Here is a 16,857-nt window from a genome sequence, read left to right on the forward strand (position 1 = left end):
GGCCGCCTACCGTTGCCGCAGGCGGGAGGCGGCCTCGCGCAGGACGCTCTTCCTCTTGCAGAAGGCGAAGCGGACCTGGCTGCGGCCGGCCTCCGGGTCGTCGTAGAAGACGGAGTTGGGGACTGCGACCACGCCGCACCGTTGCGGCAGGCTGCGGCAGAAGGCCAGGGCGTCCTTCTCGCCGAGGGGCGCGATGTCGGTGGTGATGAAGTAGGTGCCCTGCGGGCGGAAGACCTCGAAGCCCGCCTCGGTGAGTCCGTCGGCGAGGATGTCGCGCTTGGCACGCAGGTCCTCGCGGAAGCCGTTGAAGTACTCGTCCGGCAGGCGAAGTGCTTCTGCGACCGCGTACTGGAACGGCCCGGACGACACGTACGTCAGGAACTGCTTCGTCGTGCGGATGGCCGCTACCAGCGGAGCGGACGCGGTGACCCAGCCGACCTTCCATCCGGTGAACGAGAAGGTCTTGCCGGCGGAGGAGATGGAGACCGTGCGGTCGCGCATACCCGGGAGGGAGATGAGCGGGATGTGCTCGCCTTCGAAGACCAGGTGTTCGTACACCTCGTCCGTCACCACGATCAGGTCCCGTTCCACCGCCAGCTCGGCGATCGCCATCAGCTCCTCCCGGGTCAGCACCATGCCCGTCGGGTTGTGCGGGGAGTTGAGGAGCAGCAGGCGGGTGCGGTCGGTGACCGCGTCACGGAGGGCGTCGAGGTCCGGGCGGAAGGCGGGCGCGTGGAGGGTCAGGGGAACCCGCTTCGCACCGGCCATCTGGATGCAGGCCGCGTACGAGTCGTAGTACGGCTCGAAGGCGATGACCTCGTCGCCGGGTTCCAGCAGGGAGAGCATCGTGGCGGCGATGGCCTCGGTCGCGCCGGCGGTGACCAGTACCTCCGTGTCGGGGTCGAAGGCCAGGCCGTAGAAGCGCTGCTGGTGCTCGGTGACGGCCGTGCGCAGCTCAGGGATTCCGGGGCCGGGTGGGTACTGGTTCCCCTTGCCGTCCCGCAGGGCGCGGACGGCGGCCTCGCGGATCTCCTCGGGGCCGTCGGTGTCGGGGAAGCCCTGGCCCAGGTTGATCGCGCCCGTTGCGAGCGCCAGTGCCGACATCTCCGCGAAGATCGTTGTCCCGAGTCCGTCCAGCCTTCGGTTCAGCAGTGGCCTGGTGTTCATGTCTCCACCGTTCTCACTCGGGTACCCGTCGCGTCTCTGGGGACCATCCTGACTCATGGGCGCTCCTGCCCCCGTGCGGTGCGGGAAGCGCGAGGACCGTCGTGCCGAACGCGGCGGGGCGAGGGTCGAGCAGCGGTCGTCGCTGCGTCATGACCGCCATCCGGCGCGGAAGCTCTGGAGTTGCTCAAGTCTGCTTTGGCCGCGTGGGGGTGAGGGCATCCCTCCCCCACGCAGGAATCGGTGCGAAGCGGGGGACTCGCTTCGGGGGACGGAAGGACGTGGGATCCGTGAAGGGATTTCTCGTAGTAGCGATCGTGATCGTGGCCGTGGTGGTGCTCGTGTCCGCGATGGTCTCCGCCGGGAGCCGCGGCAAGTCGTCCGGCCGGGGCCGGCGCAGCGGCGCGGTCGGCGGCGGGGCGGCGGGCGGCAGCTGGTGGGCGGGCGGCGGAGGCGGCTCGTCGTGCGGCAGCGGCAGCGGCCATTCGGGCGGTCACTCGGGCGGCCACTCCGGTGGCCACTCGTGTGGCGGGGGTTCCTCGTGCGGCGGCGGTTCGTCGTGCGGGGGCGGCGGGGGCGGATGCGGCGGAGGCAGCTGACACGGGGCAGCTGGTCCGCGACCGGGCAGGTGCACGACGCCCGGTACCCGCGAAGGTGTCCGGCGGGACTTCGGGTCCCGCCGGACACCTTTTTGCCGGGCCGTGCCGCGAGTTACCGGTGAACAGGTGAACCGGAAGGCCCCCGAGGGGATGGAAACCACGCCAAGTTGGGCAAAAACGCTGTGAGTGAGGCGTAGTTCGTGATTCCCTCGGTTGAGAGAACATTCAGCCCTCGGACCCCAGTTGGACCTGATCGGGCGCTTCCCACCTCCCACGTGCACCACGTCGGGGGCGTCCCCTGTCCATGTGTCCATGTGTGTTTTGCGGAGCCGACCCATGCTCACGACCCTCCATACGGCCTATTCCGACACCCGTGCCGCCGATCTCGCCTGGGCGCTGGGGCGCGAACCGCTCCCGGCTCTCGCCGTGCTCGACCTTCATCTCGCCGGTGCCCAACTGCAGTTGCGGCTGCTCGGCGCCTCCCATCAGGTGCTCCTGGAGGAGGACGGCGGCAACTGTTCCGAGACCGTCGCCTGCATCCCCGGCAGCAGCACACCGCTTCCCCTGGGTGTCGCCAAGCGGGTCGGGGACTGGGAGTACGACTTCGCGGCACACGTCGAGACGCTCAGCGCCGGTTCGTTCGCGGGCCGCGCGCAGGAACTCCTGGCGCTCGTCGCCGAACACCCCCACGGGCTCGCCGGGACCTTCCCCGGCAGCCCGCACGCCTTCACCGCCATGCTCGCCCAGCGGACCGAGGGGCAGGTGCGGTGGCGCACCTGGCATGCGTATCCGCAGGACGGACAACTGGTGGTGACGCGCACCCGGGTGGGCGTGCGGATGCCGGCAGCCGTGCTGTGACGGGGGCCAACTCCGTTGCGAGTGCTCCACTTACACCCTTGTGGGTGACAAGCGGCGACGTGTCAGTGACGTAGCGTTCGCGGCATGATCGACCAGCAGGTGTCGCTGCGAGGGGGCGCGGCGCGGCTTCCCGTACGGCCGAGGACCGGTCGGTACCTCGTGCTGGCCGCGGTCTTCATCTGCGCCGCCTGCGGTCTGGTGTACGAGCTCGAACTGGTCGCGCTCGCCTCCTACCTGATCGGCGACTCCGTCACCCAGGCCTCCGTGGTGCTCTCCGTGATGGTGTTCGCCATGGGCATCGGCTCGCTGCTCGCGAAACGTTTGCGCAGCCGTGCCGCCGTCGGCTTCGGCCTGATCGAGGCCGCGCTCGCGCTGGTCGGCGGCTCCTCCGCACTGGTGCTCTACGCGACGTTCGCCTGGATCGGGGAGTCGCGGTACGCCCTGGTCGGGTTCTCGCTGGCGATCGGGGTCCTGATCGGGGCGGAGATCCCGCTGCTGATGACGCTGATCCAGCGGGTCGACCGGCAGGACGCGGGCGGCGCCGTCGCCGACCTGTTCGCGGCGGACTACGTGGGAGCGCTGGTCGGGGGACTGGCGTTCCCGTTCCTGCTGCTGCCGATGCTCGGACAGCTGACCGGGGCGCTGTTCACCGGTGCCGTCAACGCCGCGGCGGGCGGGGCGCTGGTGCTGTGGCTGTTCCGGCGGGACCTCACGTGCCGTTCGCGCTGGCTGCTGATCGGCGCCAATGTGACGGTGATCGCCGTGCTGGCCACGGCCGCGGTGCTCGCGGACGACTTCGAGCAGGCCGCGAGGCGGGCGGTGTACGGCGACCGGGTGCGGGTCGCGATGCGGACCGACGTGCAGGAGGTGGTGCTGACCGGCGCGGGCCGCAGCTCCCTCGACCTCTATCTGGACGGGCGGCTGCTGGTCAGCTCGCGCGACGAGTTCCGGTACCACGAGGCGCTGGTGCACCCGGTGATGAACGGGCCGCACGCGCGGGTGTTGATCCTGGGCGGCGGTGACGGCCTGGCGGCCCGCGAGGTGCTGCGCTACGCCGACGTCCGGAGCGTCACCGTGGTGGAGCTGGACCCCGCCGTCACCCGATTGGCCCGTACGGACCACGCGCTCTCCGCACTGAACGCGCACGCCTACCGAGACCCCCGGCTGACGGCCGTGACGGGGGACGCGTTCACCTGGCTGCGGTCGGCGCACGGCCGCTACGACGCGGTGATCTCGGATCTGCCTGACCCGGGGATCTCGGCCAGCACGAAGCTCTACTCGGCGGAGTTCTACGGCCTGGTGTCCGAGGCCCTCGCGCCGGGCGGCAGGCTGGTGGTGCACGGGGGTTCGCCGGTCGGCCGGCCGCACACGTTCTGGACGGTCGAGGCGTCGATGCGGGCGGCGGGGCTGCGCACCCGCCCCTACCGGATCGGCGGCCGGTGCGCCGGAGCCGCGGTGGGCGCGGGCCGGGCCACCGGACGGCCCACGAAGGCGCACGGCTGGGGGTTCGTGCTGGCCGGACCGGGCCGGACGCCGGCGCTGGGCCTGGACCCGGGGGCGCCGGAGCTGAGGTCCCTGACGCAGCCCGCGCTCCAGGAGGCGGGGCGGCGGGCGGAGGCCGGACGGCTGCGGGGGCAGGCTCCCTCCACGCTGGTGCACCCGCGGTACTGGGAGGAGCCGTGAGCGGTGCGTGCCGCAGGCGTGGGGGGTGGCTCCGGAGGCGCGGAAGCGGTGACGTGGTGGCCGGGGCTGAGTAGGCTCGGTTTCCATGGAGCATGAGGTGTTCGTTCCGGTTCCGGTCCCCGCCCTTCGGCGGGCGCTGGTCGATCCTGCCCGGGTCGCGCGCTGTGTGCCGGGGCTTCAGCAGGACGCCGACGCGTCCGCGGGCCCGCTGGCCGGCCGGCTCAAGGTGCGGGTCGGCGGCCACACCATCACCTACCGCGGCGCGCTGCGGCTCACCCCGCTGACGGACGGGCCGCAGGGGGACTCCGGGTACGCGGTGTCCGTGGCCGGCGAGGGTGCCGAGGCCCGCGGCAGCGGTTCCGCGAAGCTGGCACTGACCGTCCGCCTGACGGAGCGGGAGGACGGCACGGCGATCGCTTTCGAGGGCACGGTGAGCGGCGACGGCCGTCTGGTGGAGCTGGACGCGGCGGCCGCGCTCGCGGCGGCCCACCGCCTGCTGGACCGGTTCGCCCAGCAGCTGGTGACGGAGGCGCTCGCCGCCCACGTGGAGGCGGACGAGGCGTCGGGTGTGCTGGGGGGCGATGCCGCCGGTTCCGGCCCCGGCCCCGATTCCGGCGGGCAGGCCGTCGATCAGGACGAGCAGGCCGTCGGTGAAGCGGTGGAGAAGGCCATCGAGGAGGCCGCCGAGGAGGCGGACGAGGAGGTCCCGCCCACTCATGACGCCGCCGCCGACGAGGCGCCGGCCGGGGAGCAGCCGCCGCCGGACAAGGCCTCCGTCTTCGACACCCCGGTGGCGCCGTCGTCGATGGACCCGGTCGCCGGGATCGAGTTCACCGTCCCGGACGAGCCTCCGGCCGAGGCCGCGCATGCCCGGCGCACCATGATCGGGCGCAGTGCCGAAGAGGTCGACCACGCCCCGCCGCGCGGCCGGTACGCCCCCGTGCCGTCGCCCGACTCGACCGGTGCGGGCGCCACGCTCCGCTGGGTGGCCCCGGCAGCCGCCCTCGCCCTCGCCTCCGCCGTGGTCGTCGGACGGGCACTGCGGCGCCGGAGGTAGCCGCGCCAGTAGTGTCGTCCTGTGAGCAGCAGCGAGAAGGACGTCCGGCTGTCCGTCGGCGACGCAGAGTTGACCGTGAGCCCCACCAATGGCTGCCGTATCAGCAGCCTGCGGATCGGTGGCACCGAACTGCTGCGGCAGGGGGAGCGGTACGGCTGCTTCCCGATGGTGCCGTGGTGCGGGCGAACCGAGAACGGGCAGTTCCACAACGGCGATGTCCTGCATCAGATGCCGTTGACCGCCCCGCCGCACGCCATCCACGGCACCGGCCGTGACACGGCCTGGAGCATCGCCCGGGAGGGTGCGACGGAGGCGGCGTTCTACTACGACCTGGCCGACCCCTGGCCGTATCCGGGCCGGGTGACGCAGACCTTCGAACTCGCCGAGGACTCCCTCACGTTGGCGTTCGGCATCGAGACGTACGGGGACTCCTTCCCGGCGCAGGCCGGCTGGCACCCCTGGTTCCGGCGCAGCCTGGACAGCGGCGAGGACGTCCGGATCGACTTCGACGCCGACTGGCAGGAGGAGCGGGGCGAGAACCACCTGCCGACCGGCCGCCGGATCCCGCCGCTGGCCGGTCCGTGGGACGACGCCTTCGGGATGTCCGACGGTGTCCAGGTGACCCTCACCTGGCCGGAGCAGCTCGAGCTGACCGTGAAGAGCCCCTCCGAGTGGGTCGTGGTCTACGACGAGCAGGCCGAGGCGGTCTGTGTGGAGCCGCAGTCCGGCCCGCCGAACGGGCTGAACACCGCACCCCGCTACGTCACCCCGATCGAGCCCCTGGAGATCTCGACGACCTGGAGCTGGCGCAGGCTCTGACGCGCTGCGGCCCGGAGCCGGCACCGGCGCTGACGGCGATCGGGCGCGGGCGTCGCTCAGGTGCTGGTGATGACGTGGAAACGGGCGCCTATCCTCGTAGCCATGACAGACGTACGCGCTGAGCTGCTGCAGCAGATCAAGGACAAGGCCGTTGTACACGGCAAGGTGACGCTCTCCTCCGGTCTTGAGGCGGACTGGTACATCGACCTGCGCCGCATCACGCTGGACGGCAAGGCCGCTCCGATGGTCGGTCAGGTCATGCTCGACGCGACCGCCGAGCTCGACTACGACTGTGTCGGCGGGCTGACGCTGGGTGCCGACCCGGTCGCCACCTCGATGCTGCACGCCTCCGCCGCCCGTGGCCGGGAGCTGGACGCGTTCGTCGTCCGCAAGGCGCAGAAGGCCCACGGGATGCAGCGCCGGATCGAGGGCGCTGAGGTCAAGGGCCGTCGCTGCCTGGTCGTCGAGGACACCTCGACGACCGGTGGCTCGCCGCTGACGGCCGTCGAGGCGGTCCGCGAGGCGGGCGGCGAGGTCGTCGCCGTCGCCGTGATCGTGGAGCGAGGTGCGGCTCCGGCCATCGCCGAGGCCGGCCTCCCCTATGTGCACGTCTACTCGGTTCCGGACCTCGACCTGTCCTGACCTGCGGTTTCCTTCGAGGGCGGCCTGTTTCACGTGAAACAGGCCGCCTTTGTCGTATGTCCGCAGCGGACAGCGCCGAATGCTGGGGGAATACACCGGGTGGAGCCGAGGCCAGAGTCTGGGAAGATGGGGGCGACGATGACGTCGCCCCCAGGTCAGGGAACCAGCACCGCACACCCGCACATCCCAAGGAGCGGACAGATGCCCATCGCAACCCCCGAGGTCTACGCCGAGATGCTCGACCGGGCGAAGGCAGGCAAGTTCGCCTACCCGGCCATCAACGTGACCTCGACCCAGACCCTGCACGCTGCGCTGCGTGGCTTCGCGGAGGCCGAGAGCGACGGCATCATCCAGATGTCCACCGGTGGGGCGGAGTTCCTGGGCGGCCAGTACAACAAGGACATGGTCACGGGCGCTGTCGCCCTCGCCGAGTTCGCGCACATCGTCGCCGCCAAGTACGACATCACGGTAGCGCTGCACACCGACCACTGCCCCAAGGACAAGCTGGACACCTACGTGCGTCCGCTGCTCGAGGTCTCCGCGGAGCGCGTGGCCAAGGGTCTGAACCCGCTGTTCCAGTCCCACATGTGGGACGGCTCGGCCGAGACGCTGGCCGACAACCTCTCCATCGGCCAGGAGCTGCTGGCCAAGGCCGCCGCCGCCAAGATCATTCTTGAGGTCGAGATCACCCCGACCGGCGGTGAGGAGGACGGCGTCACGCACGAGATCAACGACGAGCTGTACACGACCGTCGACGACGCGCTGCGTACCGCCGAGGCCCTCGGTCTGGGCGAGAAGGGCCGCTACCTGCTGGCCGCGTCCTTCGGCAACGTGCACGGCGTCTACAAGCCGGGCAACGTCGTGCTCCGCCCCGAGCTCCTCAAGGACCTCCAGGTGGGCGTCGCCGACAAGTACGGCAAGCCGGCCGGCAGCCAGCCGTTCGACTTCGTCTTCCACGGCGGTTCCGGCTCCACCGCCGAGGAGATCGCCACCGCGCTGGAGAACGGCGTCGTGAAGATGAACCTCGACACCGACACCCAGTACGCCTTCACCCGTCCGGTCGCGGACCACATGTTCCGCAACTACGACGGCGTGCTGAAGGTCGACGGCGAGGTCGGCAACAAGAAGACCTATGACCCGCGCACCTGGGGCAAGGCCGCCGAGGCGGGCATGGCCAAGCGCGTCACGGAGGCCTGCGCCAACCTGCGGTCCACCGGCACGAAGCTGAAGTAGTCCGTACGGATGTCTGCCTGGGCCCGGTATCCCTTGGGATGCCGGGCCCACGGCATGTCCGCGCCCGGCAGGAAAGATGTGAGGGAACCGCTGTGAACACGCCCTACGACTTCGACACCGTCATCGACCGCCGCGGCACCTGGTGCGTCCAGTGGGACGGGGTCGCGGACCGGTTCGGGGTGGACGGGCTGCTGCCGTTCACCATCTCGGACATGGACTTCGAGACGGCCCCCGAGGTGCTGAGCGCCCTGCGGGCCCGGCTCGACCACGGCGTGTTCGGCTACACCGACTGGCAGCATGAGGACTTCACGTCGGCGATCGCCCACTGGTACGAGACCCGCTACGGCACGACGATCGACACCGCCGGGCTGGTGTACGGGCCGTCCGTGCTCAGCCAGCTGTCGCAGCTGCTGCAGATGTGGACGTCGGACGGTGACGGGGTCGTCGTCCACACCCCCACGTACGACGGTTTCCGCAAGGCGATCACCGGGCTGGGGCGGGAGCTGCGGGGGGTGCCGCTGGGGGACACGGCGGCGCTGGAGCGGGAGCTCGCCCGCGCGGACAGCAAGGTCCTTCTGGTGTGCTCGCCGCACAACCCGACCGGGCGGGTGTGGACGGAGGCGGAGCTCACGGAGCTGGCCTCGCTCGCCGCACGGCACGGGGCCGCCGTGATCAGCGACGAGATCCATGCGGACTTCGTGCACGACGGACGCCGGCACGTGCCGTGGACCCGGGTGGCGGGTGAGGGGCGCTGGGCGGTCATCACCTCGGCGTCGAAGGCCTTCAACTTCCCGGCGCTGACCGGTTCGTACGGGATCATCGGCCGGCCGGCCGACCGGACGGAGTTCCTGCGCCGGATGCAGACCGCGGAGGGGCTCGCCTCACCTGCGGTGCTCTCGCTGACCGCGCACATCGCCGCGTACCGGGAGGGCGGGGCGTGGCTGGACGCGGTGCGCGCGTACGTCGCCGGGAACCTGGCGCTGGTCGCCGAACGCCTGGACGCGGCGTTCCCCGGGCTGGGCTGGGAGCCGCCGCAGGCCGGATACCTGGCGTGGATCGACCTGCGCAGGGCGGGCGTCGAGGACGACGAGGCGTTGCAGCGCGTGCTGGTCGAGCGGGAGCGGGTGGCGGTGATGCCGGGGAGCGTCTACGGGCGAAGGGGTTCGTGCGGCTCAATGTGGGGTGCCCGCGGAGCAAGGTGGAGGCGGGGGTGGAGGCGTTGATCAGGGGAGTGGCGGCGGTGCGGGCGGGCGGCGCGTAGGGGGCGGCGGCTTTCGGTGGCGCTGCCCCCGGACCCCCGCTCCTCAATCGCCGGAGGGGCTTGAACACCCCCGGGCCCCCGTGCCTCAATCGCCGGAGAGGCCTGAACACCCCCGGTGGCCTTCCGGTTGCCTGGCGACGATGCTGAGGGCATGGAGGAGAGAGCAGCAGGGGCGGCCGCCGGTATCCGGGTCGGTTCGCCCACCGGGCGGTGGGTCATTCTCACGACCGTGCTCGGGTCGAGCATGGCCATGCTCGACTCCACCGTCATCAACGTCGCGCTGCCCCGCATCGGCGAGGACCTCGGCACCGACCTGGCCGCGCTCCAGTGGACCGTCAACGCCTACATGCTGACGCTGGCCGGGCTGATCCTGCTCGGCGGGGCGCTCGGTGACCGGTTCGGCCGGCGGCGGGTGTTCGTCGTCGGGGTCGTGTGGTTCGCCCTCGCCTCGCTGCTCTGCGGCATCGCGCCCGACGCCGCCGTGCTCATCGCCGCCCGCGCCCTCCAGGGCGTCGGCGGGGCACTCCTCACCCCCGGGTCACTGGCCCTGATCCAGGCGAGCTTCCATCCGGACGACCGGGCCCGTGCGGTCGGGCTGTGGTCCGGGTTCGGCGGGGTCGGGGCCGCTGTCGGGCCGTTCGTCGGTGGGTGGCTCGTGGACGGGCCGGGCTGGCGGTGGGTGTTCCTGATCAACCTGCCGGTCGCCGCCGTCTGTGTGCCCGTCGCGCTGCGCCACGTACCGGAGTCCCGGGACCCGCACGCGCACGGCCGCTTCGACGTCCTCGGGGCGGCGCTCGGCGCGTTCGCCCTCGCGCTGGTGACGTACGCGCTGATCGCGGCCCCGGGACGCGGCGCCTCCCCGGCGGTGATCGGGTCGGCGGTGGGCGGAGTGCTGCTCGGCGTCGCGTTCGTCCAGGTCGAGCGGCGGCGGGCGGACCCCATGCTGCCGCCGTCGGTGTTCGCCTCCCGGCAGTTCACCGCCGTCAACATCGTCACCCTCTGCGTGTACGCGGCGCTCGGCGGCTACTTCTTCCTCTCCGCGATCCAGCTGCAGGTCGTGGCGGGGTACTCCGCTCTCGGCGCGGGCACCGCCCTGCTGCCGACGACCGTCCTGATGCTGCTCTTCTCCGCCAGGTCCGGCGAGCTCGGCCAGCGCATCGGCCCCCGTATCCCGCTCACCGTGGGCCCGGTGATCGCCGCCACGGGAATGCTGCTCATGCTGCGGGTGGGACCCGGGTCGAACACCGTGTCCGGGTACCTGACCGATGTGCTGCCCGCCGTCGCCGTCCTCGGCGTCGGACTCGTCACCCTGGTGGCCCCCCTCACCGCGACCGTCCTGGCGTCCGTGGACACCGCCCGGGCGGGCCTCGCCAGCGGGATCAACAACGCCGCGGCCCGTGCCGCCGGGCTGATCGCGGTGGCCGCGCTGCCGCTGCTCGCCGGGATGGGCCCGGAGGCGTACCGGGACGCCGGGGAGTTCGCCTCGACGTTCCGGCGCGCCATGCCGATGTGCGCCGGGCTGCTGGTGCTGGGTGCCCTGATCGCTTACGCGACCGTCCGCACGCCCCCGAAGGGCGTACGGGACACCGCGCGGCCCGAGTGCACGGTGAACTGCGGCGTCATCGCCCCGCCGCTGGAGACGGCGCCGCAGGGGGCGCACAGGGCGCAGGGGCAGTGAGCGTCCGGGCGGGCATTGTGCGTACCGAGTGCCCCGGCGGCGCCGTTGCCAGGCACACTTGAACCCATGTCGATCCACGAGAACCTGCTCGGGGCCCTGCCCCGACCCATCTGCCCGACGACCCGGGACCGCGCGAACTGCTCGCGGCGGACACCGCGCCCGCCGAAGTCGCCGCGAAGTACCCGACCTCCTCCCTGGCCTGGGCGCAGCTCGCCGACGAGGCGTTCGAGGGCGGCCGGGTCATCGAGTCGTACGCGTACGCCCGCACCGGCTACCACCGCGGACTGGACGCGCTGCGCCGGGCCGGCTGGAAGGGCCACGGCCCCGTACCGTTCGAGCACGAGCCGAACCGCGGCTTCCTGCGCGCCCTGCACGCCCTCGCGCGTGCCGCGCAGGCGATCGGTGAGAAGGAGGAGTACGAGCGCTGCTCGTCCTTCCTCCGCGAATCCTCACCGACCGCCGCCGAGACCCTCGGATAGCACCGCCGGGACCCGCCCGGTCCCGCACCGCGCGGACCCCGCAGGCGCAGGACTGCCTGCGGGGTCTGCGCGTCCCCGGGGGTGCCGTTTAGGATGCGAGCAGGGGACCGGAGCTCCACCACCTCACGGAAGGGGCGGACCGCTACCCGGAAGCTCGTGTCGAGGAGACAGAAATGTCGACGATCCACCCCGACCCCGAAGCCACCGGTGCGCAGACCCCGCACCTCGACTTCGCGGGAACGACTCCGTACGAGGACTATGTCCAGGCGGATGTCCTGACCCACCTCCAGCACCTTCGCTCCGACGATCCGGGCGAGATGGTCTTCCTGGTCACCACCCAGGTCATGGAGCTGTGGTTCACCGTCATCGTCCATGAGTGGGAGACCGCCGCGCACGCGATGCGCGAGGACCGGCTGAGCGTCGCGCGCGACGCGCTGAAGCGGTCGGTGCGGGAGCTGGAGGCGCTGAACGCGTCCTGGACGCCGCTCGCCCAGCTCACCCCCGCGCAGTTCAACTCCTACCGGTCCGCGCTCGGCGAGGGCTCCGGCTTCCAGTCGGCGATGTACCGGCGGATGGAGTTCCTGCTCGGCGACAAGTCCGCGTCCATGCTCGTGCCGCACCGGGGCGCCCCCCGCGTCCACGCCGAGCTGGAGAAGGCGCTCGGTGAGCCGGGTCTGTACGACGAGGCGCTCGCCCTGCTCGCCCGGCGCGGCCACGCGGTGCCCGAGGCCGTGCTCGGCCGTGACCTCACGCAGAAGTACGAGCCGTCGCCCGAGGTCGAGGCCGTCTGGGCGGAGATCTACGCCAACCAGGACCAGCACGACGAGCTGGTCCGCCTCGGCGAGGCGCTCACCGACGTCGGCGAGCTGGTGTGGCGCTGGCGCAACGACCACCTCGTCGCCACCCGGCGGGCCATGGGCTCCAAGACCGGGACCGGCGGTTCGGCCGGGGTCGCCTGGCTGGAGAAGCGCGCCACGAAGAACGTGTTCCCCGAGCTCTGGACGGCCCGCAGCCATGTCTGACCTCCAGGAGCGCGCGAAGGCGCTCGACTCAGCCGACGAACTGGCACCGCTGCGCGACCTGTTCGTCCTCGACGACACCGTCTACCTGGACGGCAACTCCCTGGGCGCGCTGCCCCGCCACGTGCCGGCCCGGCTGCAGGAGGTCCTCACCCGCGAGTGGGGCGAGCTGCGCATCCGGTCCTGGGACGAGAGCGGCTGGTGGACGGCGCCGGAACGGATCGGCGACCGGATCGCCCCGATCGTCGGGGCGGCCGCCGGCCAGATCGTCGTCGGTGACTCCACCAGCGTGAACGTCTTCAAGGCCGTCGTCGCCGCGAGCCGGCTGGCGCCGGAGGGCCGTGACGAGATCCTGGTCGACGCGCACACGTTCCCCACCGACGGGTACATCGCCGGGTCGGCGGCCCGGATGACGGGTCACCGGATCGTCCCGGTCGCCCCCGCCGACGTCCTGGACGCCCTCGGTCCGCGTACCGCCGCCGTCCTGCTCAACCACGTCGACTTCCGCACCGGCAGGCTCCACGACCTGCCCGGCCTCACCGCCGCGGTGCACGCGGCGGGCGCCGTCGCCGTGTGGGACCTGTGCCACAGCGCGGGCGCGCTGCCCGTCGGCCTGGACGAGCACGGGGTGGACCTGGCGGTCGGCTGCACGTACAAGTACCTCAACGGCGGGCCCGGTTCGCCCGCGTACCTGTACGTCGCCGAGCGCCACCAGGCGGTCTTCGACTCGCCCCTGCCGGGGTGGACGTCGCACGCCGACCCGTTCGCGATGACCCCCGGGTACGCCCCTGCCGAGGGCGCCGTGCGGGGCCGGGTCGGGACCCCCGACATCCTGTCCATGCTGGCACTGGAGGCGTCCCTCGACGTCTGGGACGGGGTCGGGGTCCAGGCGGTGCGGGCCAAGTCCCTGGCGCTGACGGACTTCTTCCTGGAGTGCGTCGAGGCGTACGCCCCCGAAGGGCGGGTCACCTCGCTCACCCCGGCCGCCCACGGCGAACGCGGCAGCCAGGTCGCGCTGCGCTGCGAGGACGCCGAAGCGGTGATGAGCGCGCTCATCGCGCGGGGTGTCGTCGGGGACCTGCGCCGCCCCGACGTGCTGCGGTTCGGATTCACACCGCTGTACGTGGGGTTCGCGGACGCGGAACGTGCGGCGCGGGTGCTCGCGGAGATTCTGACCGGTCCTTCGGCGTAGGCTGCCGGTCCGTCCGGCTACCGGCTCGCCCCGGTCGCCGGACGGGTCCGGGGCGGTCCGGCGTTCAGATCCGGACCGGCCCCGGTGCCGTATCCGTACACATCCGCCCGCAAGGATTCCCGGCGGGCACGTACGGCTGCCGTACTGGTACCGTCCCCGCAGGTCAGGCCAGTTGGGCATTTGCCAGGGACGGTTGGAGCAGCATGTCGGATTCTGCCGCGCGTGATCGGGACGCAGCCGAGACCGAGTCCGCCTTCTCGCATCCGGCGCTCACCCCCGACGCCTCCGCCGCCTACGGCAGCCACCCGGACCAGACGATCGACTTCTACGCCCCGCACGACGGGCGTACCGGCGCGCCCGTCGTGGTCGTCCTGCACGGCGGTGCGTGGCGGGCCCCTTACGACCGGCTCCACGTGTCCCCGTTCGCCGGCTTCCTGGCCCGGCGGGGGTTCGCCGTCGCCAGCGTCGAGTACCGGCGCGGCAGCGAGATCCCGCAGCAGCGCGGCTCGGGCCCGGTCGCCGGCCGCTGGCCGGAGACCTTCGACGACGTCGCGGCTGCCATGGACGCGCTGCCGGAGCTGCTGGCGCGCGAACTGCCCGGGGCGGACGCCCGGCGGATCGTCGTCACCGGGCACTCCGCGGGCGGGCAGCTGGCCCTGTGGGCCGCCGCCCGGCACGTGCTGCCGGAAGGCTCGCCGTGGCGGCTGCCGCGCCCGCCCGCGCTGCGCGGCGTGGTGGCCCTCGCCCCCATCGCGGACTTCACCTCCGCGATCGAGCTGGACGTGTGCTCCGGCGCGATCGGGCAGTTCCTGGGGCGCGAGGAGGACTTCGCCGCACGGCGGGCGCACGCGGATCCGGCGCTGCTGCTGCCCACCGGCATCGCGACCGCGGTGGTGCAGGGCACCACGGACCTCACCGTTCCGCAGGCCGTCGTGGAGGCGTTCGTCGACGCCGCGGCGAAGGAGGGGGAGACCGTGGGGCTTACGCTGCTGCCGGACGTCGGGCACTTCCCGCTGATCGACCCGGCGGCCGACGCGTGTGCGGTGGTGGCCGAGGAGATCGCCCAGCTGGCCTGGTGAGACCGGCGGTACGGCGGCGCGGCGGACCCGGGTAGTACTTGCGACGGACGGCCCAGGATCCGCATCACTGCTGACGACCCCGGCCCGGCGCGCCGCCTACCTTGGAAACGTGACCGAGACCAAGACCAGAAGCCCGGAGCTACGGGCGGCCGCAGGGGCGATAGGCGGCCTGCGGCAGGACCTCATCCATGACGCGTTCGCCTACCGCCCGCTGCCGCACATGCGGACCGGCGGGCCGCTGACCCGGTGGCTTCCGGAGCGGCTCCGGGCGCGTGTCGTGTGGGCGCCGCACGCGGTGGTGCTCGGGGCAGCGCTGCTCACCTTCATGGTGGGGTTCAGCAGTACCGGCAACGCCGGCGTGCTCATGTCCGGGCTGCTGCCTGCGGCCTGTGTCGGGATGACGCTGGTCAGGCCGGTCGGGGCGTTCTGGATGTCGATGGCGCTGACCCCGGTGACCGTGGTCGTCGGCGGGGAGTACGGGCCGTGGGGGGACGCCACCTTCTTCTCGCACCTGGTGGTGCTGGTCGTCGTCGCGGCGCGGACCCGACCGCGCACCGCCGCCTGGATGTGGGGCCTGACCGTGCTGCTCGGCACGCTCGTGGAGAACGCCGCCGGCTGGGACTCCGCGTCGAACACCGCGGCCATGGCGGTGACCTCCGCGTTCGCCCTGCTCGTGGTGAGCCTGGTGCAGGTCCGCCGGGAGGCGGAGCGCGAGGTCACCGTGCAGCGCACCGTCACCGCGGTGGAGCGCGACCGGCGCACGCTGCTGGAGGAGCGCACCACCATCGCGCGGGAACTGCACGACGTGGTCGCCCACCACATGTCGGTCGTCGCGATCCAGGCCGAGGCCGCCCCCTACCGGGTGGAGAACCCGCCGCCCGAGCTGGAGCAGGCCTTCGTCACGATCCGGGAGAACGCCGTCGCGGCGCTCACCGAACTGCGCCGGGTGCTCGGTGTCGTGCGCGCCGAGGACTACGAGGCCCCGGACGCGCCACAGCCCACGCTCGCCGAGCTGGACGGGCTGCTGGCCAACGTCGGCGAGGCGGGCCTGGCGACGGAGAAGACGGTCACCGGCGCGGTGCGCGAACTGCCGCAGGGCGTCGAGCTGTCGGCGTACCGGATCATTCAGGAGGCGCTCAGCAACAGCCTGCGGCACGCGCCCGGAGCGAGCGCCAGGGTGGAGATCGGCTATGTGCTCGGCGGGCTCGGACTGCGCGTCGTCAACGGCCCGGCGACCGGCCCGGTGAAGCCGTCGCCCGGGGCCGGGCACGGGATCACGGGGATGCGGGAGCGGGTCGCGATGCTGAACGGTGAGATGACCGCCGAGACGACCACGGACGGCGGTTACGAGGTCACGGCCTTCATCCCCGTGCAGCAGGCCCCGTCCGACGCCCCGGTGGAGCAGTCGTGACGGCCTCCGCGGGTGCGCCGATCCGGGTGCTGATCGTCGACGACCAGATGATGGTCCGCGAGGGCTTCTCGGTGCTGCTCAACGCGATGCCCGGCATCGAGGTCGTCGGCGAGGCGGTCAACGGGCGCCAGGCCGTCGCCCAGGTCGCGGCACTCCGCCCCGACGTGGTGCTGATGGACATCCGGATGCCGGAGCTCAACGGCATCGAGGCGACCCGCGAGATCGTCGCCGCGGACGCCAACGCCAAGGTGCTGGTGCTGACCACGTTCGACCTCGACGAGTACGTCTACCAGGCGTTGCGTGCCGGTGCCTCCGGCTTCCTCCTTAAGGACGCTTCGGCCCGGCAACTCGCGGACGGTGTGCGGGTGGTGGCTTCCGGCGAGGCGCTGCTCGCCCCCACCGTCACCAAGCGCCTGATCACCGAGTTCTCCAAGCTCGCGGCGGCCCCGCGGCCGCCCGCCCTCGCCCAGATCGGCGACCTCACCGAGCGCGAGACGGAGGTGCTGGTCCTCATCGCCCAGGGTCTGTCGAACGCGGAGATCGCCTCGCACCTGGTGGTCGCCGAGTCCACGATCAAGACCCACGTGAGCCGCATCCTGGTCAAGCTGGGCCTGCGCGACCGCACCCAGGCCGCGGTCTTCGCCTACGAGGCCCGGCTGGTCACGCCCTCCTGAGCGCGGCCG

General features: G+C 72.3%; 14 protein-coding genes and 2 pseudogenes. 15 read left to right on the plus strand and 1 reads right to left on the minus strand.

Annotated elements, in window-relative coordinates; genetic code table 11:
* Nucleotides 1–6 precede the first annotated feature (6 nt).
* Nucleotides 7–1,167: a pyridoxal phosphate-dependent aminotransferase gene (locus LNW71_RS16275; protein WP_250968886.1), complete on the minus strand. Its 1,161-nt coding sequence runs from the start codon at nt 1,165–1,167 to the stop codon at nt 7–9.
* Nucleotides 1,168–1,454: 287 nt separating this feature from the next.
* On the opposite strand from LNW71_RS16275, the gene LNW71_RS16280 reads away from it, so the two are divergent.
* From LNW71_RS16280 to LNW71_RS16350, 15 genes and pseudogenes are all read left to right on the plus strand, one after another.
* Complete coding sequence (locus LNW71_RS16280; protein ID WP_250968887.1) at nt 1,455–1,763, plus strand: hypothetical protein; 309 nt, start codon at nt 1,455–1,457, stop codon at nt 1,761–1,763.
* Nucleotides 1,764–2,099: 336 nt separating this feature from the next.
* A complete protein-coding gene (locus tag LNW71_RS16285) occupies nt 2,100–2,621 on the plus strand; it encodes a DUF2617 family protein (RefSeq protein WP_250968888.1) in 522 nt (173 codons plus the stop codon).
* 84 nt (nt 2,622–2,705) lie between these two features.
* Nucleotides 2,706–4,304: a polyamine aminopropyltransferase gene (locus LNW71_RS16290; protein WP_250968889.1), complete on the plus strand. Its 1,599-nt coding sequence runs from the start codon at nt 2,706–2,708 to the stop codon at nt 4,302–4,304.
* 85 nt (nt 4,305–4,389) lie between these two features.
* Nucleotides 4,390–5,361, plus strand: coding sequence for an SRPBCC domain-containing protein (locus LNW71_RS16295; protein ID WP_250968890.1), 972 nt, complete (start codon nt 4,390–4,392; stop codon nt 5,359–5,361).
* A gap of 21 nt (nt 5,362–5,382) precedes the next feature.
* On the plus strand, nt 5,383–6,180 hold the full coding sequence (locus LNW71_RS16300; RefSeq protein ID WP_250968891.1) for an aldose 1-epimerase: 798 nt from the start codon (nt 5,383–5,385) through the stop codon (nt 6,178–6,180).
* Between the two features lie 102 nt (nt 6,181–6,282).
* Complete coding sequence (pyrE, locus tag LNW71_RS16305) at nt 6,283–6,822, plus strand: orotate phosphoribosyltransferase (RefSeq protein WP_250968892.1); 540 nt, start codon at nt 6,283–6,285, stop codon at nt 6,820–6,822.
* 201 nt (nt 6,823–7,023) lie between these two features.
* On the plus strand, nt 7,024–8,055 hold the full coding sequence (fbaA, locus tag LNW71_RS16310) for a class II fructose-bisphosphate aldolase (RefSeq protein ID WP_250968893.1): 1,032 nt from the start codon (nt 7,024–7,026) through the stop codon (nt 8,053–8,055).
* A 92-nt stretch (nt 8,056–8,147) separates the two neighbouring features.
* Nucleotides 8,148–9,316, plus strand: a pseudogene (locus LNW71_RS16315) (MalY/PatB family protein).
* A gap of 151 nt (nt 9,317–9,467) precedes the next feature.
* Nucleotides 9,468–10,994, plus strand: a complete 1,527-nt coding sequence (locus tag LNW71_RS16320) for an MFS transporter (RefSeq protein ID WP_250968894.1) — start codon at nt 9,468–9,470, stop codon at nt 10,992–10,994.
* Between the two features lie 66 nt (nt 10,995–11,060).
* Nucleotides 11,061–11,473 (plus strand): annotated as a pseudogene (locus LNW71_RS16325) (DUF3151 domain-containing protein).
* 173 nt (nt 11,474–11,646) lie between these two features.
* Nucleotides 11,647–12,495, plus strand: a complete 849-nt coding sequence (locus LNW71_RS16330; protein ID WP_250968895.1) for a tryptophan 2,3-dioxygenase family protein — start codon at nt 11,647–11,649, stop codon at nt 12,493–12,495.
* Nucleotides 12,488–13,684, plus strand: coding sequence for a kynureninase (gene kynU, locus LNW71_RS16335; RefSeq protein ID WP_250968896.1), 1,197 nt, complete (start codon nt 12,488–12,490; stop codon nt 13,682–13,684). Before LNW71_RS16330 ends, kynU begins: the two co-directional genes overlap by 8 nt.
* Before the next feature lie 203 nt (nt 13,685–13,887).
* Nucleotides 13,888–14,763, plus strand: coding sequence for an alpha/beta hydrolase (locus tag LNW71_RS16340; RefSeq protein WP_250968897.1), 876 nt, complete (start codon nt 13,888–13,890; stop codon nt 14,761–14,763).
* 109 nt (nt 14,764–14,872) lie between these two features.
* Complete coding sequence (locus LNW71_RS16345; RefSeq protein WP_250968898.1) at nt 14,873–16,174, plus strand: histidine kinase; 1,302 nt, start codon at nt 14,873–14,875, stop codon at nt 16,172–16,174.
* A complete protein-coding gene (locus LNW71_RS16350) occupies nt 16,171–16,848 on the plus strand; it encodes a response regulator transcription factor (protein WP_308294494.1) in 678 nt (225 codons plus the stop codon). Before LNW71_RS16345 ends, LNW71_RS16350 begins: the two co-directional genes overlap by 4 nt.
* Nucleotides 16,849–16,857: the final 9 nt, after the last annotated feature.

Origin of the sequence: Streptomyces sp. RKAG290, from assembly GCF_023701695.1 — a bacterium.
Taxonomy (GTDB): domain Bacteria; phylum Actinomycetota; class Actinomycetes; order Streptomycetales; family Streptomycetaceae; genus Streptomyces.